The sequence below is a fragment of the Janibacter sp. GXQ6167 genome (assembly GCF_041365945.1).
In the GTDB taxonomy this organism is placed as follows: Bacteria; Actinomycetota; Actinomycetes; order Actinomycetales; family Dermatophilaceae; genus JBGFSK01.
This window is the reverse complement of record NZ_JBGFSK010000008.1, coordinates 118,291-137,352: the sequence shown is the minus strand read 5'-3', so window position 1 is coordinate 137,352 and position 19,062 is coordinate 118,291. Positions and strand designations below refer to the sequence as shown.

The following is a 19,062-nucleotide window of genomic DNA, read 5'->3' as shown; positions in this document are numbered from 1 at the left end:
TCGGCTGCGACCCGTACCGTTACCGCTATGAGCGCCGCACCCGCCACCACCGACACTCACTCCGCCCCGGCCGCCTCCGCCCGGGGCCTTTCGAAGATCTACGGCAGCGGGGACACCGCTGTTGTCGCCCTCAACGAGGTCGACCTCGACATCAACGCCAGCGAGTTCACCGCCATCATGGGCCCCTCCGGCTCGGGCAAGTCCACCCTGATGCACTGCCTCGCTGGCTTGGATTCGGCCAGTTCCGGCTCGGTGACGGTCGGTGATGTCGAGCTCACCGCGCTGAAGGAGAAGAAGCTCACCGCCCTGCGCCGCGACAAGATCGGCTTCGTCTTCCAGGCCTTCAACCTCGTCCCCACGCTCACCGCCGAGGAAAACATCCTGCTCCCGCTCGACATCGCCGGACGCAAGGTCGACCGCGAGTGGTTCGACCTCGTCGTCGACACCGTGGGCCTTCGCTCACGCCTCGGGCACCGCCCGAGCGAACTCTCCGGCGGCCAGCAGCAGCGCGTCGCCTGCGCCCGCGCGCTCGTCAGCAAGCCCGAGGTCGTCTTCGCCGACGAACCGACCGGCAACCTCGACTCGACCAGCTCGGCCGAGGTGCTGAGGTTCCTGCGGACGAGCGTGGACGAGTATCACCAAACGATCGTCATGGTGACCCACGACCCGGTAGCTGCGAGCCACTGCGACCGCGTGCTGATCCTGCGTGACGGTGAGGTTGCGGGCGAACTCTGGCACCCGAGCCGCGAGCAGATCCTCGAGGCGATGATGGCGCAGACCGAGGACACTCTCTGATGCTGCGCGCCACCTTCAAATCCCTGTTGGCGCGCAAGGCGCGCCTGCTGATGTCGGCCATGGCGATCATCCTCGGCGTCGGTTTCGTCGCTGGGTCGCTGATCTTCACCGACACCTTGGGCCGCACCTTCGACGGGATCATGGACGGCACCGTCGGCGATGTCGTGGTCCAAAACGCTCAGGCAGCCGAGTCCTTCGGCGCTCCCGGCGTGACCGTCCCAGCCAAGGACCTCGATCAGTATCGAGACCTCGATGGGGTCGAGCGGGTCGACGGCAGCGTCGATGCCTTCGGCGTCTTTGTCGTCGGCAAGTCCGGCAATGTCGTTGGTGGCCAAGGCGCCCCGGCACTTGCCTTCAACGAGACCGACGCTCCCAACCAGCTCGGCGAGCCTCCGGTGCGGTACACGAGCGGCCGGGCCCCCACCAAGGAGGGCGAGGTCGCGATCGACGAGCAGACCCTCGCTCGCGCCGGTTACACGGTCGGCGATGAGATCGCCTTGGTGACCGCCGGGGACTACCCGCAGATCAAGGCCAGGGTCGTCGGGACCTTCATCTTCGGCGAAGGGGGGATGGCGGGCGCCTCGGTCAGCATCTTCGACACCACCACCGCCCAGAAGTACTTCCTCAAGGGCAAGGACGCCTTCAACACCGTCTGGGTGACCACGAAGGATGGTGTCGACAAGCAACAGGTCGCCGATGAGGTCGGCGCGCTCGTGCCGAAGGGCTTCGAAGCCAAGACCGGCAAGGCCATTGCTGATGAGGCCCAGACCCAGATCCAAGAGGCCCTGGGTTTTATCACCACCTTCTTGCTGGTCTTCGCCGGAGTCGCCCTCTTCGTCGGCTCGTTCCTCATCGTCAACACCTTCTCGATCTTGGTGGCGCAGCGCAGTCGCGAGCTCGCCTTGCTCCGCGCGATTGGAGCGAGCCGTCGCCAGGTGAGCCGCTCGGTGCTCCTCGAAGCCTTCGTCGTCGGCGTGATCGGTGGCACTGCTGGCCTGGCGGTCGGGGTGCTGCTCGCGATGGGGATCAAGGCGCTCTTTGCCACGATCGGCCTCGACCTGTCGACGAGTGAGTTGGTCTTTAACCCGCGCACCGTCATCGCGGCCTATCTCGTCGGTGTCATCGTCACGATGGTCGCCGCCTGGCTGCCGGCCCGCCGCGCGGGATCGGTCTCGCCGGTCGAGGCGATGCGCGCCGGCGATGCAAGCGAGCCCGCCGCGCATCCGATCCGCGACGTGCTGAAGGTTCTCCTGCTGATCGCTGGCGTCATCGCCTTCGTCGTCGGTCTGTTTTTCGTCGACACCAGGCAACTGTGGTGGATCGGTGCCGGGATCGTCGGGATGCTGCTGGGGACCGCCTTCCTCGCCCCCTTCGCCGGTCGCCCGGTGATTCGCGGCCTCGGCTGGGTCTATCGGCGCCTCTACGGCACCGTCGGGCGGATGGCCGAGCAAAACGCCATCCGCAACCCGGGGCGTACGGCCGCGACCGCATCGGCCCTCATGATCGGGATGACGCTGGTGGCGCTTATGGGCGTCGTCTCGGCCTCCACCAAAGCCAGCGTGGACCGGCAAATCGAGACGAGTTTCCGCGCCGACTACATGCTCTCCAACGCCGTGGGTCAGCCCTTCTCGTCGAAGATCGGGCAGGACGCCGCCAAGGTCGAAGGGGTTCGCGAGGTCTCCCCGGTGCGCTTTACCCCCACCCGCGTGGCGGGGGAACGGGTGTATCTGCAAGCCGTCGATCCGAAGAGCTTCGCCGATGTCGAAAAGATCGAGGCGACGTCCGGCACGGCCGACCTCACGAAGGACACGATTCTCCTCGGCTCCGACACGTCCGATGGGAAGAAGGTCGGCGACAAGGTGAAGATTGCCGCCGGTGGTGTCGAGCGGGACTTCACGATCGCGGGCTTCTACGACGAAATCACCGCCTTGCAGAACAAGAGCTACCTGGTGAGCCTCGATGGGATGGAGCGTCTCGGTGCCCCGAGCGCCGACAACTGGGTCTTCATTTTCATCGAGCCCGGTGCCGACAAGGCCGCCGTGCAGGATCGTCTTGAGGCCCTGATCAAGGGGCAGCCCCTCGTCACCTTGAAGGACCAGCGCGGGTACGCGGACGAGCAGCGGGCCAGCATCAACCAGTTGTTGTACCTGATCTACGCCCTGCTGGGTCTGGCCATCGTGATCGCCGTGCTTGGCATCATCAACACCTTGGGACTTTCGGTGATGGAACGTACCCGCGAGATCGGACTGCTGCGTGCGGTGGGCCTGGCGCGCACGCAACTTCGCCGCATGATCCGACTCGAGGCGATCTGTATCGCCCTACTTGGGGCGGTCCTCGGGATCGGGTTGGGGGTGATCTCCGGCGTGGCGATCCAGCGGGCGCTGGTCGAGGACGGGATCACCGAACTCGTCATCCCGTGGGCCTCACTCGTCGGCTTCCTGGTCGCCTCGGCGGTCGTCGGGGTGCTCGCCGCCCTCTGGCCGGCCTACCGAGCCGGGCGCCTTAACATCCTGGACGCCATCAGTTCCGAGTAGTGCTGCAATGACACGAAGGGGGACGACCACGCGAGCTCGGTCGTCCCCCTTCGCCCGTCGTCAGGTGCGCCGGAAGAGCGCCCGGCTGTTGGTCTCCGCCGTCGCGTAGACCTCTCCGGCCTCATGCAGTGCCCGGGAGATGCTGTCCAGGCTCTCCTTGACGGTGCGCTGAGTCCCACGCCACTGGGTCACGACCTCCTGGAAGCTCCCGGAGGCGCTGCCCTGCCATTGGTCCTGAAGGGCGTTGAGCCGGCCCATCATCGCCTGGACTTGGGTCTCGATGTCGGCAGAAATCCGAGCGATATCGCCCGACGCGCTCGCCAACTGGTCGGTGCTGACGGCAAAGGTGCTCCCCATGATCGTCCCCCTTCGGTGTCGGAGGCGGGCCGGGCCCTTGGTGGCGCCGACGAAAGTGAACCGCCCCACCCCATCAACGGTAGGACCCGGCGCGGCGGGCGCCTGAAGTTATCCACAGGCGCCCGCTCAGCCGGCCTATCGCGGCGGGGCCGCCGCTGGCGGGGCAGGTGCGCCGTGGCCCGCAGACTCACGACGGGAGCGGTCCAGAGCGCGGCCATAACCGGTGCCCATCGCGAGCAAGAGAATCCCGGCGAGGACGAAGGCGAGGACCCGGGCGAAACCCGAGAGGGTCGCGAGGTCGAAGAGGAAGAGCTTGGCGACGACGACCACCACGAGGACGAGCCCGGCGCGCACGGCGAGCGACGCGTCCGCCGTCCGACGGAGCCCGTGGATCAGCAAATAGGTCGCGATCCCGGCCCAAATGATCGTCGCAGCAGCGTGCCCTGCGGTGAAGCCGGACCGGGGGTCTGCGATGACCCCACCGATGAGGGCCCCGGCGACGATGGCCACTCCCGCGGTACAGACGACGGCGCCAGCGACGAGCACGCGTCCCCAGGTCCGCGCAATGGTCTCGGGAAGTAGTCGGTACGCAAGGACGCCAAGGGTGGCGAGCAGGGCGACGACTAGGACAGTCTCACCGAGGTGAGTCAGCGTAATGCGATCGGCGAGCGGGCGCGCGAGGAGCATGGGGATGAGCCGGAAGGCCAGGAGGATCGCCAACGCCGACAACGCGGTCCCGGTCAGAGCCACCACCCGATCGCGCAGCAGGATCGCGGTGACCACCCAGGCCAGGGCGGCGATCAGGAGCACCAGTGGAGCCTGCGCCGAATCGGTCGCGTGGACGACCGCGACGAGCGTGGTCGCCCCCGCCGTCGCGATCGCGACCTCCCGCACGCGGTACCCAGCGGGCAAGTCGGCGCGCGGCGGAGCTGCCACCGCGGTGAGAAGGAGAAGGGCGGAGAGCACGACCAAGACCGCCGTGCCGTACCAGCGCTCGGTGGCCAGGCCACCCGCCACCGCCGCGAGCGTCGCGATCGGGATTCCCCACGCGAGGGTCTCGCCCACCCGTGAATCGCGCAGCCCGAGGATCGCGAGGCCGCAGATCCCGGCGACCAGGGTGATCGCGAGGAGCGAAACGGTTTGCGGGGCGTTCGCGGCTTGGCTCGAGAAGTAGATCGCTGGCGGCAAGACGCGCGCGAGGTCGAGGAAGGACCACCGGTCCGAGCCCGGGGCGAGGGCGGTCGCCGTGGCCATGATCAGCAAGAAGCCGCCCACAACGGCGACCTGGCCCCCACCGATCGCCGGGCCGAGGAGGCCGACGCCGAGCGCGGTGATGACGCCGAGCATTTCACTGCGCCACATCCGCGCGATCACAAGACCACCGATCGCGACGAGACCCGCGAGGACGAGCCCACCGATGGCCGGGACCCACTCGTAGATGCGGGTGACGGCCATGATGTCGAGATAAGCCGCCGCGAAGCCGGTCGCGACCAGTCCGACCGCGCCAGCGTCATTGAGCCCGCGGCGCTTGGCGAAGAATCCGGCGCCGATCATGGCCACCGAGAGGATCCCGCCCGAGATCACCCGCGCGGCCGGCCCGAAGTACCCGTACTGGATCGCCATCGCCAGCAGGAACGCCAGGCCGATCAGGGTGATCGCGGCTCCCACCGAGGCGAGAACCCGCGCGATCATCCCTTCGCGCTGCCACCAAGGCTCACGCGGGGGAAGGGGGGCGGCTGGCGGGGCGGCAGGAGATGGAGGGAGAGGGGGCCAGGTCGCCGGCTGGGCCGGCGGTACCGGGCCGACGGGAGGCTGCTGCAGTTCGCTGGTGGGCGGGCGCCAGGCGGGTGGGACCGGCGCACCTGGAGCGGGTGTCGCGGGGGAGGGAGCGGGAGTCGGGGGAGCCGATGGTGCGGGGTGATCGGCCGGAGCGCGGTCCAGGGCGATCCGCAGCCGCGCGAGGTCATTGCCGACCGCGTACATCTTGGTCATCGCGGCAGCGAAGTCGTCTTCAAGCGCACGAACCTGCTCGAGGGTCGATCTGTTGCGCGAGACGGGATCTGATGGAGAGGCGCTCATGCACCCAGCGTGCCCTGTCAAACACGCCGGGTGCATGAGTCTGGCTACCTAGTCCGACCATCTCAGACGCCACACCTGGTGTGGTCGGGGTAGCACCCCTGCGGCGAAGGACCGGGCCGGTCGGCGCTTGCCGTCCGGGGGAGGGATTCCGGTGGAGCGCTTGTCATAAGACCGTCGCCCTGCCCTTCAATGAGTACTTAACCTCACCTCCCTTCATTCGCCCTGGGGTAGCCCTGTGAGTTGCCTGAGTCAGCTCGACGGACGGCTGGCGAGAGTGACGTCGACGGTCTGTTCCTTGCCATCACGCACGATGGTGAGCTGGACGGTGCTGCCGACGGCCTCCTGGCGGATGTGGCCGACGAGGGAGACGGCCGACTCGACGCGATCGCCACCCACAGCCGTGATGAGGTCGCCGTTTTGCAGGTTGGCCTTCGCGGCGGGCGTGCCGCTCGTGACGTCGCGGACGACGGCACCCGCGAGGGTGCTGCCGTCGACGGTGGCGGTGCCGTCCGCGGGCACGACGCCGAGGAAGGCGTGCTCGGCCTTGCCGGTCTCGATGAGCTGCTTGGCGATCCGCTGCGCCTCGTCGACCGGGATGGCGAAGCCGATCCCGATGTTGCCGGACTGGCCGCCGCTCGACTGCCCGAGCGAGGCGATGGAGGAGTTGATCCCGACGAGTCGGCCCGCGGCGTCGACGAGCGCCCCGCCGCTATTGCCGGGGTTGATGGCCGCCGAGGTCTGGATGGCGTTGGTGATCACCGGCTCGGTCTGCTGGTTGCCCTGGCCGAAGGGGGAGGACGGCTGGTCGGTCGTGGCCTCGGTCGTCACGGGACGGTCCAGGGCGCTCACGATGCCGGTGGTGACCGTCCCGGCCAGGCCGAGCGGGTTCCCGACCGCCATCACGGGATCGCCGACCGCGAGGTCCTTCGAGGAGCCCATCGTGATCGCGGTGAGGTCCGAGGGCGCATCCTTCATCGCGATGACGGCGAGGTCAGTCGACGGGTCGGTGCCGGTAATCTCGGCCGCGTATGAGCGGCCGTTGGCGAGCGTCACGGTGATCTTCGGGCTGCGTCCCGCGCCCCCGACGACGTGGTTGTTGGTGAGGACGTGGGCCTGGTCGTCGATGATGACACCGGAGCCTTCGCCCCCTTGGCCATTGCTCCCTTCGACGCGGATCGCGACCACGCTGGGGGAGACGGCGCCAGCGACGGCCGTCCAGTCGGGGGCGTTCTTTTGCGCGGTCGAGATCGGCAGGGCCGCCGGGCTCGAGTCCGAAGAGGCCGAGCGTGAGGTCGGTGATGCGCCGTCGTTCGCGAGGGTCATGGCCCCCCAGGTGCCGCCGGTCGCGAGGGCCGCCGAGAGGAGGGCGACCGCCGTGAGCTCGCCGATCCGCCGGCCGGCGCCCGGCGCCTTCCGCGGGGGCGGGGACTGCGTCCACGGCGGTTGCGGCGCGGTGGGGTCAGTGGGGTGCGGCGGCACGGGAGCGGTGTGATCCGTCGGGGGTGGCCCATCCGGCGGGGTGGGCGGGTTCGGTGGGGTCGACGGGGCGCGGCCCGGTTCGGGTGGGGGGAAGGACGTGGTGCTCACCGATCGACTCCTTGAGGGCGAGTGCAGGGCTTATGTCACCCGCTATCGAACGCCCCCGACTTCGGCCCAGCCTGGGTCTCGCCTGGGAAGATCCTGTGCCGGCATGTACGCCGGGGTCAGTCCTGCGGGTGGGTCGCCGGGAGGGTGACGCGAAAGGTCGCTCCGCCCCCTTCGGTTTGGAGCACCTCGACCTCGCCATCGTGCTGGTGGACGATGGCGGCGACGATCGCGAGTCCAAGGCCGCTCCCGCCTCGCGCCCGAGAGCGCGCCTTATCGGCCCGGAAGAAGCGCTCGAAGACCCGGCGCGCTGTCGCGGGGTCGAGGCCATCGCCGTGATCTCGAATCTCGATGACCGCCCGACCGCCGATGGTGCCGACAGCCACCTCGACCGGCACGCCGGACTCGGTGTGCATCAGCGCGTTGGCCACGAGATTGCTGAGCACCTGACGCAGCCGCGCGTCATCCCCCTTCGTCCAGACCGGCTCCAATTCGCCGTCGAGACCGCGAATGCTGATCGGGCGCTCCGGGTCGCGCGCGAGTGCGTCGTGGACGGCCTCGGCGCCGAGGACCACGAGGTCGAGCTCCTGGCGTTCGAGCGGGCGCTCATCATCGAGGCGGGCGAGGAGGAGGAGGTCTTCGACGAGCACGCTCATCCGGCGGGCCTCGGACTCGATCCGATCCATCGAGGTCCCGACCGCTTCGTCGCCTTGGATGGCGCCCTGACGGTAGAGCTCGGCGTAGCCCTGGACGGTCGCGAGCGGGGTGCGAAGTTCGTGCGAGGCATCCGCGACGAACTGGCGCATCTTGGCCTCGGACGCCTCCTGGACGGTGAACGAGCGCTCGATCTGGCCGAGCATGGCGTTGAGGGACTCGCTAAGGCTCGCAACCTCGTCGCGGCTCGTGCGCACCGGCACGCGGCGGCTGAGGTCACCGTGGGCGATGGCGGCCGCGACATCTTCGATGCGCCGAAGGGGGCGCACGGCCCGTTGGGTGGCGGCCCAGCCGAGCGCGGCGCTCGCGGCGATGACGCCCATGCCGATCGTGCCGATCACGACGAGGAGGCGCTGCACGGTCTGGTTGGTGCCCCGCATGGGGACGCCGATGGCGAAGGTGGCGCTGCCATCGGAGACCTTGCCGGCGACGAAGCGCCACGACATGTCGCCATTGGTCGAGCCGACGGTGAAGGGCTGGCCCGTCACCACCCGCTGGTCGTCGACGGCAAGGCGCGGCATGTTGGGGCGCAGGGTCTCGCCGGTGGGGTTGATGAGCGTCATCTCCGACCCATCGGAGGGGATGTAGACGAACGCGTAGTTGCTCGGGAGGCCGGTGCGATCCCGTTGGATCCCAAGGACTTCCGCCGCGACGGGTTTGGCGGCGATCCGCAACTGTTGGTCGGTATTGCTCACCAGATCGCGCTTGAGGAGGTACGCCGTGGTGAGCGCGGTCAGCGACATCGCGCTGATCAGCAGGACGAGCAGGATCGCGACAATTCGCCAGGTGAGCGGCATCGACTCGAGCCGCCGCACGACCGGGTTGGGCGATCCCCCTTCGGTCTGGTCCTCCTCGGTCTCGGGCGTCGCGCCCGGGCGAGTCATTAGGCCTCCGGCGGGCGCCGCAGGACGTACCCGAAGCCGCGCTTGGTGTGGATCAGCGGTGGGCGTCCGTCACCGTCGATCTTGCGCCGGAGGTAGGAGATGTAGGACTCGACGATGCCCATCTCTCCGCGGAAGTCGTAGTCCCAGACGTGATCGAGGATCTGCGCCTTGGAGAGAACCCGGTTGGGGTTTAACATGAGGTAGCGCAGGAGCTTGAACTCGGTGGGGGAGACCTCGATGACCTTGCCAGCCCGGCGGACCTCGTGGGCGTCGTCATCGAGCTCGAGGTCCTCGAAGCGCAAGGTCGCCTCCGACTCAAGGTCGCCCTGGGTGCGCCGGAGGATCACCCGGATCCGAGCGATGACCTCTTCGAGCGAGAACGGCTTGGTCACGTAGTCGTCGCCGCCGACCGTGAGCCCCTTGATCTTGTCGTCGAGGGAATCCCGAGCGGTCAGGAAGAGGACGGGGATCTGGCGCCCGGTAGCCCGCAGCCGTGACGTGATCTCGAAGCCGTCCATGTCGGGCAGCATCACATCGAGCACGATGAGGTCGACGTCCTCGTGGGTCGCGACATCGAGGGCGGTCTGACCGTCGCCGGCCACCTGGACGTCGAAGCCAGCAAAACGCAGGGAGGTCGCGAGGAGCTCGCGGATGTTCGGCTCATCTTCGACGACGAGCAGGCGAGCCTCCGGGGTTGGTTGATTGGCTGAGCGCTCACTCATAGGTCTCAGTGTGCGCACGTCTCCTGGGAGTCGGCTGAGAACCCGCTGGGGGAGGGCGTGCTACGGGCGCTCGACCCAGCGCTCCCCGCTGGGCTGGAGCGAACCGGTGCCCGCGGTAGCCGCCGCGACCACATGCGTCACTCGCTCGATATCGGCCGGCGGGATCGCGAGGTGCAGCGTCGCGCGCTGCCCGTAGTCGGTCCCGGTGACGACCACGTCGTGCGAGCGCAGGTCGTGATCGACTCGACCGGCGTCGGCGTGCGGCACCGTGAGGAGGTGCATCTGGGCGAGGATGAGCTCTCGAGGTTGGGCGGTGGAGAGGGCGTCGCGGACCGCGTCGCCGTAGGCCCGCACGAGTCCGCCCGCGCCGAGCAGGGTCCCGCCAAACCAGCGCGTCACGACCGCCGTCACGTCCCGATACCCCGAGCCGCGCAGCACATCGAGCATCGGGGTTCCGGCCGTCCCGGCGGGTTCGCCATCGTCATTGGAGCGTTCGATCCGGCCATCGGGGCCGAGGATGAACGCCGAGCAGTGGTGCCGGGCATCGTGGTGGGCGCGGCGTTCGGCTTCGATCACCGCGCGCGCTGCCTCTTCGGAATCCGTAGGTGCGATCCGTGCCAGGAAGCGTGACCCTCGATCCTCGACCTCGCCGACGGCCTCGGCCGCCAGGGTGCGATAGGAGGTGATCACGCGTCCACCATAGGTGTGCCCCCTTCGCCTCGGCTGATCGCGTTAGGAGCGAAGGATCTTGTCCATCGCCTTGCCCTTGGCGAGTTCGTCGATCAACTTGTCGAGATAGCGGATCCGCTGCATCAGCGGGTCCTCGACCTCTTCGACGCGTACGCCGCAGACGACGCCCGTGATCGCGCTGGCCTGGGGGTTGAGGCGAGCCCCAGCGAAGAAGTCGGTAAACGTGGTCTCGTCCGCAAGGTGTTGGCGCACGGTGGCCTCGTCGTACCCCGTCAGCCAGGTGACGATCTGGTCGACCTCGGCCTGAGTGCGGCCCTTGCGCTCGGCCTTGGCGACGTAGAGCGGGTAGACCGCGGCGAAGGGGGTGTCGAAAATGCGGCTCATCCCGTCCACGGTATCCGGGGGTGCGGTACCGGACGGTCCTAGGAGGGCCAGGCGGACGAGGAGCTCATCTGGTTCATCAGTTCGCCGGTGAACCAGAGCGTGCCGCCGGCCAGGCTCGCGAAGAAGGTGAACCACAGCACGACGCTCAGGGCCAGCATGACGGCGAGGGTGACCCAGCCGCCGATCATCCACCGCGTTGCCCCCTCCGGGTCGCTGTTGTTCTTGGAGATCGCGACGATGCCAGGGATCGCGGCGATGGGAGTAAGGATCATGCAAAAGGCGAGGAAGGCGAGAGAGGCGCAGATCAGGATCACGCCGCCGATGAGGCCGACGTCGTTGCGCGGGGGCGGGAAGTCCGGGTGATGAGGGGTCTGCTGCGGCGACGGGTACGGCTGCTGCGGCGCAGGGTACTGCTGCTGCGGGGGAGGTGGCTGGTGCGGTGGGTGCTGGGACAACGAAGCGCTCCTCGATCACGGGGGCAGGGCCCTCCCCAGTATCGATGGTCGGTGCCATCATGGCGAGGTGAGCACTCCCCTTCCGCAACGCGAGCCGGCTACCGGGCTTCCCGCATCGGTCACCATCTACGAAGTGGGTCCGCGCGACGGACTACAAAACGAGAAGCGATCCGTCCCCACCGATGTCAAGGCCGAACTGGTGCGCCGCCTCGGCGCCGCTGGGCTCCCGATCGTGGAGACGACCTCCTTCGTCAACCCTTCGTGGATCCCTCAGTTGGCCGACGCCTCCGATCTGCTCAGCCAACTCGGGCCGAGCGGACAGTCCCGCCAACGCCCCGTCCTCGTCCCCAACGAGCGAGGTCTCGACCGCGCCCTCGATGCGGGAGTCCAGGCGATCGCCATCTTCGGCTCGGCGACCGAGACCTTCGCCCAGCGCAACCTGGGCCGCTCGATCGAGGAGTCGATCGAGATGTTTACCCCCGTCGTGAAGCGGGCAGGGGACGAAGGGATGTGGGTCCGCGCCTACCTCTCGATGTGCTTCGGGGACCCCTGGGAAGGGGTGGTCCCGGTGGCCCAGGTCGCCGACGTCGCTGAGCGCCTGATGGATCTCGGCGCTGATCAGTTGTCGATCGGCGACACGATCGGCACGGGGACGCCTGGCCATGTCCAGCATCTCCTCGCCGAACTCGACCGCCGAGGGATCGGTGTGGACCGAGTCGCTGTCCACTTCCACGACACCTACGGTCAGGCGCTTTCCAACACGATGGAGGCGCTGCGGGCGGGCGTGACGGTGGTGGACTCTGCCGCTGGCGGCCTCGGGGGGTGCCCCTACGCCAAGTCCGCGACCGGGAACCTCGCGACCGAGGATCTCGTCTGGGCTCTCGACGGAGCCGGTGTCGAGACCGGCGTCGACCTCGGCGCCCTCGTCGAAACCAGCCGATGGATGGCCGAGCAACTCGGGCGCCCGTCGCCGTCGCGCGTCGTCAAGGCCCTCGCCGGCGACTGACCCCCCTTCCGCCGGAACGCTTCTCGCGGTTCGATGTAATAGAACGTCACCCGTGACGGCGAGGCACTTCAAATCAGCAGATGACCTGCGCTGCCGCCCAGCGAGAGGAGCGCCCATGCGAGGCGTCATGATCCATGGAACCCGCGACCTCCGCGTCGAGGATCGGCCCGATCCGGTCATCGAGGAGCCGACCGACGCCATCATCCGAGTCACCGCGACCTGCGTCTGTGGTTCGGACCTCTGGCCGTACCGCGGCGAGGACGAGGTCACTGCCACGAGCCCCATGGGGCACGAATATGTCGGCGTCGTCGAAGAGGTCGGCGCGGACGTCGAGCAGGTCAAGGTGGGCGACTTCGTCGTCGGTTCGTTCTTCGCCTCGGACAACACGTGCGAGATCTGCGAGTCCGGCTACCAATCGCGCTGCGTCCACGCGGTCGGGATGGGCGGGATCGGCACTCAGGCCGAGCGCGCCCGGATCCCACACGCCGACGGGACTCTTGTCGCGACTCCCGGGATGCCTGACGAGGACCTGGTGCCGTCATTGCTCGCCGCGTCGGACGTCCTCGGAACCGGGTGGTTCGCGGCGGTCGCCGCGCAGGCTGGACCGGGCCGGACGGTGGCCGTGGTCGGTGACGGAGCGGTCGGCCTCCTCGGGATCCTCGCGGCCAAGCAACTCGGTGCCGAACGGATCATCGCGATGAGCCGCCACGCCGATCGCCAGGCGCTCGCTCGCGAGTTCGGCGCGACCGACATCGTCGCCGAACGTGGCGAAGAGGGCGTCGCGGCGGTCAAAGAGCTCACGGGCGGTCTCGGGGCGCACAGCGTGATCGAGGCGGTCGGTACGCAGGAGTCGATGGTCCAGGCGATCCAGTCCACGCGCCCTGGTGGGCACGTCGGGTACGTCGGGGTCTCCCACGGGGTCCGCCTCGCCGGGCTCCCCCTCTTCTTCTCGACGATCACCTTGCACGGTGGCCCCGCGCCGGTGCGCCGCTTCCTCCCGGAGTTGATCCAGCTGATCTGGGACCGCGAGATCGACCCGGGTCGCGTCTTCGACCTGGAAGTCCCGCTCGAGGACGCCGCCGAGGCGTATCGGGCGATGGACGAACGGCGCGCGATCAAGGCGCTGCTTCGGACCTGAGCTACCGGTGGGGTGCGGGAGGTGCGCGGCTGAGCACCCTTCGCACCCCGGTTGCGTTGGGTGGGGTGCGGGAGGTGCGCGCCTCAGCACCCCTGACACCCCGGTTGCGTCGGGTGGGGTGCGGGAGGTGCGCGGCTGAGCACCCCTGGCACCCCGCCGGCCGCGGCGCCCGTCGGTAGGTTGGGGCCATGGCTGCGACGACGAGACCACCGGTCCTCCCTTCCGGCGAGCAGTGGACGATCCGGCACGGCGACCGCGTGGCCGTGATCGTCGAGGTTGGTGGGGGCCTTCGCACCTACACCGATCGCGCCGAGGACATCGTCGCGGGATACCCGGAAGAGGTTGCTGCTCCGTCGGGACGCGGCCAGATCCTTGTGCCGTGGCCGAATCGGTTGCGGGACGGTAAATACACCTTCGATGGGCGAGAGCACGTCCTGCCGATCACCGAGCCCGCCACGGGCAACGCCTCGCACGGGCTCACCCGGTGGTCGCCGTGGGCCCTGCGCGAGCGCCACGAGGACCGCGTCGTCGTGAGCCATACGATTCACCCCCGGCCCGGCTGGGATTCGACGGTCGAGGTCGTGACGGCCTGGTCGGTCGATGACACCGGGCTCGTGTGCCAGGTCCGCGCGACCAATGTGGGGGCGGCGCCAGCTCCCTTCGGTTACGGAGCGCACCCCTACCTCGCGCTCGGGGATACCCCGCTCGAGCGCGCGCGCCTCACCGTCCCGGCGGCCGATGTCGTGCTGGTCGACGAGCGCAAACTGCCCGCCGACGTCGATGACGTCGATGAGACCCCCTTCGACCTGCGCGAAGGGGTGGCCCTCGCCGATCTCGACCTCGACCATGCCCTGACGGCCCTCACTCGAGGCGAGGACGGTTGCTGGGTGGTTGACCTCGACCTGGATGATCGGCAGGTCCGCCTGTGGGGAGATCAGCGCCTGGACTGGGTCCAGGTCTTCACGGGCAAGATTCGCGACGCGGGCCCCGGCCTTGCCCCCGGCGTGGCGATCGAGCCGCTCTCTTGCCCGGCGGATGCCTTCAACAGCGGCCTCGGTCTGGTGGTGCTCGAACCGGGGGACACCTGGGCCGCCCAGTGGGGAATCGAGGTCAGCTGGCGCTGACCCGCTCCGGCAGGCCGTTGACGGTCGGCGTGATCCGGCGTTCGAGTCCCATCGTCAGCCAGGCGCACATCGCGAGCCCGGCGAGCATGGCGATGATGAAGATGACCGGGAGGTCATGGCCAAGGAGTTGGCCGGCGATCACGGGTCCAATGACCGCGCCACCCATGAAGGAGGCGGACGAGACGGCGTTCATCCGCCCGCGCAGGTGATCGGGCGCGAGATCGTTGGTGATCGCCGGGAGGGTCGGCTGAAGCAGGGTTTCGCCGAACCCGAAGATCGCGGCGTAGCCGACGACGAGGACGGCGGCCGCGAGGGTGGCTGGCAGCAGTCCCGAGGCGCCGAGGCTCAGCCAGGACAGGGCCCAGATCACGAGCATCACGAGCACCACCCGGGTCCGGCGGTGGCCCTCGATCCGGTGCAGGACCGCGAACTGGGTCAGCACGATCACGCCGGTGTTTGCGGCGAACGCGAGCCCGACGATGCGGGTGTCAACGGCACCATAGGCGCGGGCGAAGGCAGGGAAGCCAGCCTCCATCTGTCCGTATCCGACGACGCTCGCCACAATCCCGAGACCGAGGAGCCACCGCACACCTGGCAGCCGAAGCACCGTCGCGTAGGACGGGGTCGCGCTATCGGCTGGGCGTTCGGAACGGCCGTGCACCGCCCGCAGCGGCCCGAGCAGAAGGGCCACGGGGATCAGCATCAAGATCGCGTCGGCGACGAAGATCGCCTCGAAGGTGATCGGTCGCTCGACGTCGACGACGAGACCGGCGATGATCCCGCCGACGCCGATGCCCAGATTGAGCAGCGCGAAGTTGACGCCGAAGTACCGCTGTCGCAGGGCCCCCTTCACGATCGAGGAGATCAAGGTGTTGGCGGCCGCCCACCCGCTCGATTGCGAGACGCCCATCAGGAAACAGCCGAGCGCCGCCACCGGCACCGTCGTGGCGGCGGCCATGACGACGGCGCCGAGGCTTTGGGAGATGCTGCTCGCGATCACGATGTAGCGGGCGCCGACCCGGTCGACAAGGACTCCCGCTGGGGCCGCCAGCACCACTGCCACCGCCGCGATCATGGCCATGAGCGCGCCAGAGGTCTGAAGGGAGAAGCCGCGGACCTCGTGAAGGTAGATGATCGTAAACGGCAGGGTCATGCCGCGCCCGAGGTGCTGGAGGGCGACGGTCGACAGCAGGAACCGGCCGGCCCGCGGTAGGGCCGCCCAGAAGCCGCGGATCCCGGGGGCGAGGTCGACTGTCGTCACCCGCGACATCGTGCCGGGTGGACCGACAATCGGCGAGCGATTTTGTTCGTTGGGTCGGATGGCCCGCGAGCGGTTAGCCTGGGGTTGGTCGCCGCCGTCGAGTCGCGGTACCCCTGAACATTCCTTTTCAAGACAATCGAGGTGCGAAGGTGCCCACTGGCAAGGTCAAGTGGTACGACGCGGAGAAGGGCTTCGGCTTTATCTCCAGCGATGAGGGCGACGACGTCTTCCTCCACGCGAATGCGTTGCCCGAGGGGACTGAGACGCTAAAGGGCGGCACGCGCGTCGAGTTCGGCGTGATGTCCGGCAAGAAGGGTGCGCAGGCGCACCAGCTGCGCGTCCTCTCCCCGGCCCCCAGCGTCGCCGCCAACAAGCGCGAGCGGGACCGGAAGTCTGCCGAGGACATGGCGGTCATCGTCGAGGACCTCATCAAGCTGCTGGACGGCGTCGGCAACGGCCTGCGCCACGGCCGCTACCCGGACCGTGGGCACGGCGCGAAGATCGCTCAGGTCCTGCGGCGCGTGGCGGACGATCTCGAGGGCTGATCGCCATGGCGAAGGGGGTCAAGGTGCCGAAGAAGGATGATGCCGTCCTCACCGCGGCGACCGAGCAAGCGCTCGAAGCGGCGATCTCGATCGCCGAGCCGGGGACGGTCGGTGAGCACATGGGCTTCGCCATGGATGGCGAGCGCATCGGCACTCACTACTTCGCGTGCACCTCGACGGCGTATCGCGGATGGCGCTGGGCGATCACGCTCGCTCGGGCGCCGCGAGCCAAGACCGCGACGGTCTGCGAAACCAATCTCGTCCCGGGCGAGGGCGCGCTGCTCTCTCCGGAGTGGCTGCCGTGGTCCGAGCGCTTGGCGCCGGGCGACATTGGCCCGGGCGATGTGACGCCCAAGATCGAAGACGACCCCCTTCTCGAGGCGGGTTTTGAAGCCACCGGCGAAGAAGACGTCGACCAGATGGCGCAGTGGGAACTCGGTCTTGGCCGTCCCCGCGTGCTCTCGGCCGAAGGGCGTGAAGCGGCGGCTCAGCGCTGGTACGACGGCGACCACGGCCCGCGCGCGGCGGTCGCGACGAAGGCGCCGGCGAACTGCTCGACCTGTGGCTTCTTCGTCCCCATGGCCGGGGTGCTGCGTCAGACCTTCGGGGTCTGCGCGAGCGAATGGTCCCCGAGCGACGGCACGGTCGTGAGCCTCGATCACGGGTGCGGCGCGCACTCCGAGGTCGACGTCGCCACGCCGGAGCCGGAGAAGATTCTCCCGCCGATCCTCGACGAAATGGCGCTCAAGCCCATCTAAGGGAGTCTCCCTCTTCGCCATCCATCCCCGGAAGATCCCAACATCTCGGGGAACTCCACGAGAAATCGGGAGTTTCCGGAGGGCGGCGCGAGAAGGGGGATCGTCGCGTCGTCAGTCCCGGCGGTGCTCGCGGTATTGCTCTCGCTGATGCTCGATGCGCTCGATCGCGGGTGGCACGGGCACCGGCCGATCGGCCTCGGCAGCGTTACCGCGCCCCCTTCGGACGTAGGCGTAGCCGAGCGCGCCGAGGATCACCCCAGCGACGCAGGCCCACGGCCACCAATCACGCTCTCCCGCACGGAGTTCGGGGACGAGCAGGACGACCGCGAGCGCGACGACCCACGCTCCAACCCCCGCGAGCACGATCAGGTCCATCCGGACCCGCACGGTCGCTTCGACCGGTGCGGCGGCGCTCGGGTTCGTCGGATCGCTCACGAGCACAGGGTAAAACGTGGACCTGGGGCGAGCCGACCCGGCGAGAGGTTTTACCCTGGCCCTCATGGCGCCCACCCCTGCACCGGCGACGAATGCGATCGACCGGTATTTCAAGATCACCGAGCGTGGCTCGAGCGTAAGTCGTGAGATCCGTGGTGGCCTCGCGACCTTCTTCACGATGGCCTACATCGTGGTCCTCAACCCCCTCATCATCGGCACCCAGCAAGACGGGACCGGGCAGTTCCTCGGAGGCGGTGATATCGGTCAGGCCATGCTCATGGTCGCGGCCGGGACCGCGCTCATCGCCGGGCTGCTCTCGATCCTCATGGGCGCCGTCGCGAACTACCCCCTCGCGATGGCGGCCGGCCTGGGCCTCAACGCCTTCGTCGCCTTCGGGATCGCCAAGCTCCCGGACATGACCTGGGCCGACGCGATGGGTCTCGTGGTCCTCGAGGGCATCGTGATCCTTGTGCTCGTGCTCACCGGCTTCCGCAAGGCGGTCCTGCGCGCGGTCCCGGCGCAGCTGAAGATCGCGATCAGCGTCGGGATCGGTCTCTTCATCGCGGTGATCGGCCTCGTCGACGCGGGCTTCGTGCGCAAGTCCGCGGGCGGACCGCTCGGTGAGCTCGGCGTCGGCGGCTTCCTCGCCGGCTGGCCGCTGCTCGTCTTCGTCATCGGACTCTTCGTGATCATCACCCTCTACACGAGGGGGGTGAAGGGGGCGATCCTCTACGGGATCATCGGCACCACGATCCTCGCCCTCGTCGTCGAAGGGATCGCGCAGATCGGGCCCCGGGTCGGTCCGGATGGGCAGGTCGCGAACCCGACCGGGTGGGGTCTGAACGTCCCCGCCTTCCCCGACTCGATCGTCTCGACGCCCGACTTCGGGCTGCTCGGACAGTTCAACCTGCTCGGGTCCTTCTCCAAGATCGGCATCATCTCGGCGATGCTGCTCGTCTTCACGCTGATGCTGGCCGACTTCTTCGACACCATGGGCACGATGGTCGCCGTCGGTGCCGAAGGGGGGCTGCTCGATGAAGAGGGCAACCCGCCGAACTCCCAGCGCATCCTCGTCGTCGACTCCCTCGGTGCGATCGCCGGTGGTGCGGGGTCGGTCTCGTCCAACACCGCGTACATCGAGTCCGCGACCGGCGTCGGCGAAGGGGCGCGCACCGGCTTGTCGGCCATCGTGACCGGCGTCCTCTTCCTCTTCGCGACCTTCCTCGCGCCGCTCGTCGCCGTCGTGCCATACGAGGCCGCGACCCCGGCGCTGGTGCTCGTCGGTTTCCTCATGATGCAGCAGGTCAAGGAGATCGACTGGGATGACCTCGAGATCGCCATCCCGGCCTTCCTCACCATCATCCTGATGCCGTTCACGTACTCGATCACCGCGGGGATCGGCGCCGGCTTTGTCACCTACGTGCTGCTCAAAGTGGCTCGGGGCAAGATCGGCCAGATCCATCCGCTCATGTGGATCGTCGCGATCCTCTTCGTCCTCTACTTCGGGATCGACCCGATCAAGGACGTGCTCGGCGTCTCCTAACACCCGTGTTCGAGGAGCGACAACGGTCCTCGGGAATAGGTGAGGGTCGCCTCA

General features: G+C 68.5%; 18 protein-coding genes. 8 read left to right on the top strand and 10 right to left on the bottom strand.

Annotated elements, in window-relative coordinates:
* Positions 1-27: 27 nt before the first annotated feature.
* Both AB8K43_RS12720 and AB8K43_RS12715 read left to right on the top strand, forming a co-directional pair.
* Positions 28-795, top strand: coding sequence for an ABC transporter ATP-binding protein (locus AB8K43_RS12720; protein WP_370894582.1), 768 nt, complete (start codon positions 28-30; stop codon positions 793-795).
* Positions 795-3,329 (top strand): ABC transporter permease, encoded by a 2,535-nt coding sequence (locus AB8K43_RS12715; protein WP_370894581.1) that lies wholly within the window; start codon positions 795-797, stop codon positions 3,327-3,329. The genes AB8K43_RS12720 and AB8K43_RS12715 overlap by 1 nt, the downstream gene beginning before the upstream one ends.
* Before the next feature lie 60 nt (positions 3,330-3,389).
* Here AB8K43_RS12715 and AB8K43_RS12710 read toward each other — a convergent pair whose 3' ends face one another.
* The 8 genes from AB8K43_RS12710 to AB8K43_RS12675 all read right to left on the bottom strand — a co-directional run bounded on the left by AB8K43_RS12710 (position 3,390) and on the right by AB8K43_RS12675 (position 11,198).
* Positions 3,390-3,686 (bottom strand): WXG100 family type VII secretion target, encoded by a 297-nt coding sequence (locus tag AB8K43_RS12710; protein WP_370894580.1) that lies wholly within the window; start codon positions 3,684-3,686, stop codon positions 3,390-3,392.
* A gap of 135 nt (positions 3,687-3,821) precedes the next feature.
* Entirely contained in the window at positions 3,822-5,765 is a 1,944-nt protein-coding gene (locus AB8K43_RS12705; protein ID WP_370894579.1) for a DUF2339 domain-containing protein, read from the bottom strand.
* Positions 5,766-6,014: 249 nt separating this feature from the next.
* Positions 6,015-7,352: a S1C family serine protease gene (locus AB8K43_RS12700; protein WP_370894578.1), complete on the bottom strand. Its 1,338-nt coding sequence runs from the start codon at positions 7,350-7,352 to the stop codon at positions 6,015-6,017.
* A 116-nt stretch (positions 7,353-7,468) separates the two neighbouring features.
* Positions 7,469-8,947: an ATP-binding protein gene (locus AB8K43_RS12695; protein ID WP_370894577.1), complete on the bottom strand. Its 1,479-nt coding sequence runs from the start codon at positions 8,945-8,947 to the stop codon at positions 7,469-7,471.
* The gene (locus AB8K43_RS12690; RefSeq protein WP_370894576.1) at positions 8,947-9,669 is read right to left on the bottom strand and encodes a response regulator transcription factor; all 723 of its coding nucleotides are present in this window, start codon (positions 9,667-9,669) and stop codon (positions 8,947-8,949) included. Before AB8K43_RS12690 ends, AB8K43_RS12695 begins: the two co-directional genes overlap by 1 nt.
* A 60-nt stretch (positions 9,670-9,729) precedes the next feature.
* The gene (locus AB8K43_RS12685; RefSeq protein WP_370894575.1) at positions 9,730-10,359 is read right to left on the bottom strand and encodes a YigZ family protein; all 630 of its coding nucleotides are present in this window, start codon (positions 10,357-10,359) and stop codon (positions 9,730-9,732) included.
* Between the two features lie 42 nt (positions 10,360-10,401).
* Positions 10,402-10,743: a DUF2200 domain-containing protein gene (locus AB8K43_RS12680; RefSeq protein ID WP_370894574.1), complete on the bottom strand. Its 342-nt coding sequence runs from the start codon at positions 10,741-10,743 to the stop codon at positions 10,402-10,404.
* A 38-nt stretch (positions 10,744-10,781) separates the two neighbouring features.
* Positions 10,782-11,198: a hypothetical protein gene (locus tag AB8K43_RS12675; protein ID WP_370894573.1), complete on the bottom strand. Its 417-nt coding sequence runs from the start codon at positions 11,196-11,198 to the stop codon at positions 10,782-10,784.
* Between the two features lie 67 nt (positions 11,199-11,265).
* Between AB8K43_RS12675 and AB8K43_RS12670 the strand changes: the two genes are divergently transcribed.
* The 3 genes from AB8K43_RS12670 (at position 11,266) to AB8K43_RS12660 (ending at position 14,466) form a co-directional block, all read left to right on the top strand.
* Positions 11,266-12,204 (top strand): hydroxymethylglutaryl-CoA lyase, encoded by a 939-nt coding sequence (locus tag AB8K43_RS12670; protein WP_370894572.1) that lies wholly within the window; start codon positions 11,266-11,268, stop codon positions 12,202-12,204.
* Positions 12,205-12,319: 115 nt separating this feature from the next.
* A complete protein-coding gene (locus AB8K43_RS12665; protein WP_370894571.1) occupies positions 12,320-13,342 on the top strand; it encodes a zinc-dependent alcohol dehydrogenase family protein in 1,023 nt (340 codons plus the stop codon).
* Positions 13,343-13,530: 188 nt separating this feature from the next.
* Positions 13,531-14,466 (top strand): aldose 1-epimerase family protein, encoded by a 936-nt coding sequence (locus AB8K43_RS12660; RefSeq protein WP_370894570.1) that lies wholly within the window; start codon positions 13,531-13,533, stop codon positions 14,464-14,466.
* On the opposite strand, the gene AB8K43_RS12655 is transcribed toward AB8K43_RS12660, so the two are convergent.
* Positions 14,453-15,727, bottom strand: coding sequence for an MFS transporter (locus AB8K43_RS12655; protein WP_370894569.1), 1,275 nt, complete (start codon positions 15,725-15,727; stop codon positions 14,453-14,455). The two genes, AB8K43_RS12660 and AB8K43_RS12655, sit on opposite strands and share 14 nt — an antisense overlap.
* A 149-nt stretch (positions 15,728-15,876) precedes the next feature.
* On the opposite strand from AB8K43_RS12655, the gene AB8K43_RS12650 reads away from it, so the two are divergent.
* Positions 15,877-16,272 (top strand): cold-shock protein, encoded by a 396-nt coding sequence (locus AB8K43_RS12650; protein ID WP_370894568.1) that lies wholly within the window; start codon positions 15,877-15,879, stop codon positions 16,270-16,272.
* A gap of 5 nt (positions 16,273-16,277) precedes the next feature.
* Positions 16,278-17,030, top strand: a complete 753-nt coding sequence (locus AB8K43_RS12645; protein ID WP_370894567.1) for a DUF3027 domain-containing protein — start codon at positions 16,278-16,280, stop codon at positions 17,028-17,030.
* Positions 17,031-17,141: 111 nt separating this feature from the next.
* On the opposite strand, the gene AB8K43_RS12640 is transcribed toward AB8K43_RS12645, so the two are convergent.
* Positions 17,142-17,465 (bottom strand): DUF2530 domain-containing protein, encoded by a 324-nt coding sequence (locus AB8K43_RS12640; protein WP_370894566.1) that lies wholly within the window; start codon positions 17,463-17,465, stop codon positions 17,142-17,144.
* Positions 17,466-17,529: 64 nt separating this feature from the next.
* Here AB8K43_RS12640 and AB8K43_RS12635 point away from each other — a divergent pair, with 64 nt between their 5' ends.
* The gene (locus AB8K43_RS12635) at positions 17,530-19,008 is read left to right on the top strand and encodes an NCS2 family permease (RefSeq protein ID WP_370894565.1); all 1,479 of its coding nucleotides are present in this window, start codon (positions 17,530-17,532) and stop codon (positions 19,006-19,008) included.
* Positions 19,009-19,062: the final 54 nt, after the last annotated feature.

Bases quoted from the DNA above. Each gene is read 5' to 3' on its own strand.
- AB8K43_RS12720 (WP_370894582.1), top strand. From the start codon at position 28: ATGAGCGCCGCACCCGCCACCACCGACACTCACTCCGCCCCGGCCGCC.
- AB8K43_RS12715 (WP_370894581.1), top strand. From the start codon at position 795: ATGCTGCGCGCCACCTTCAAATCCCTGTTGGCGCGCAAGGCGCGCCTG.
- AB8K43_RS12710 (WP_370894580.1), bottom strand. From the start codon at position 3,686: ATGGGGAGCACCTTTGCCGTCAGCACCGACCAGTTGGCGAGCGCGTCG.
- AB8K43_RS12705 (WP_370894579.1), bottom strand. From the start codon at position 5,765: ATGAGCGCCTCTCCATCAGATCCCGTCTCGCGCAACAGATCGACCCTC.
- AB8K43_RS12695 (WP_370894577.1), bottom strand. From the start codon at position 8,947: ATGACTCGCCCGGGCGCGACGCCCGAGACCGAGGAGGACCAGACCGAA.
- AB8K43_RS12690 (WP_370894576.1), bottom strand. From the start codon at position 9,669: ATGAGTGAGCGCTCAGCCAATCAACCAACCCCGGAGGCTCGCCTGCTC.
- AB8K43_RS12680 (WP_370894574.1), bottom strand. From the start codon at position 10,743: ATGAGCCGCATTTTCGACACCCCCTTCGCCGCGGTCTACCCGCTCTAC.
- AB8K43_RS12665 (WP_370894571.1), top strand. From the start codon at position 12,320: ATGCGAGGCGTCATGATCCATGGAACCCGCGACCTCCGCGTCGAGGAT.
- AB8K43_RS12660 (WP_370894570.1), top strand. From the start codon at position 13,531: ATGGCTGCGACGACGAGACCACCGGTCCTCCCTTCCGGCGAGCAGTGG.
- AB8K43_RS12645 (WP_370894567.1), top strand. From the start codon at position 16,278: ATGGCGAAGGGGGTCAAGGTGCCGAAGAAGGATGATGCCGTCCTCACC.
- AB8K43_RS12635 (WP_370894565.1), top strand. From the start codon at position 17,530: ATGGCGCCCACCCCTGCACCGGCGACGAATGCGATCGACCGGTATTTC.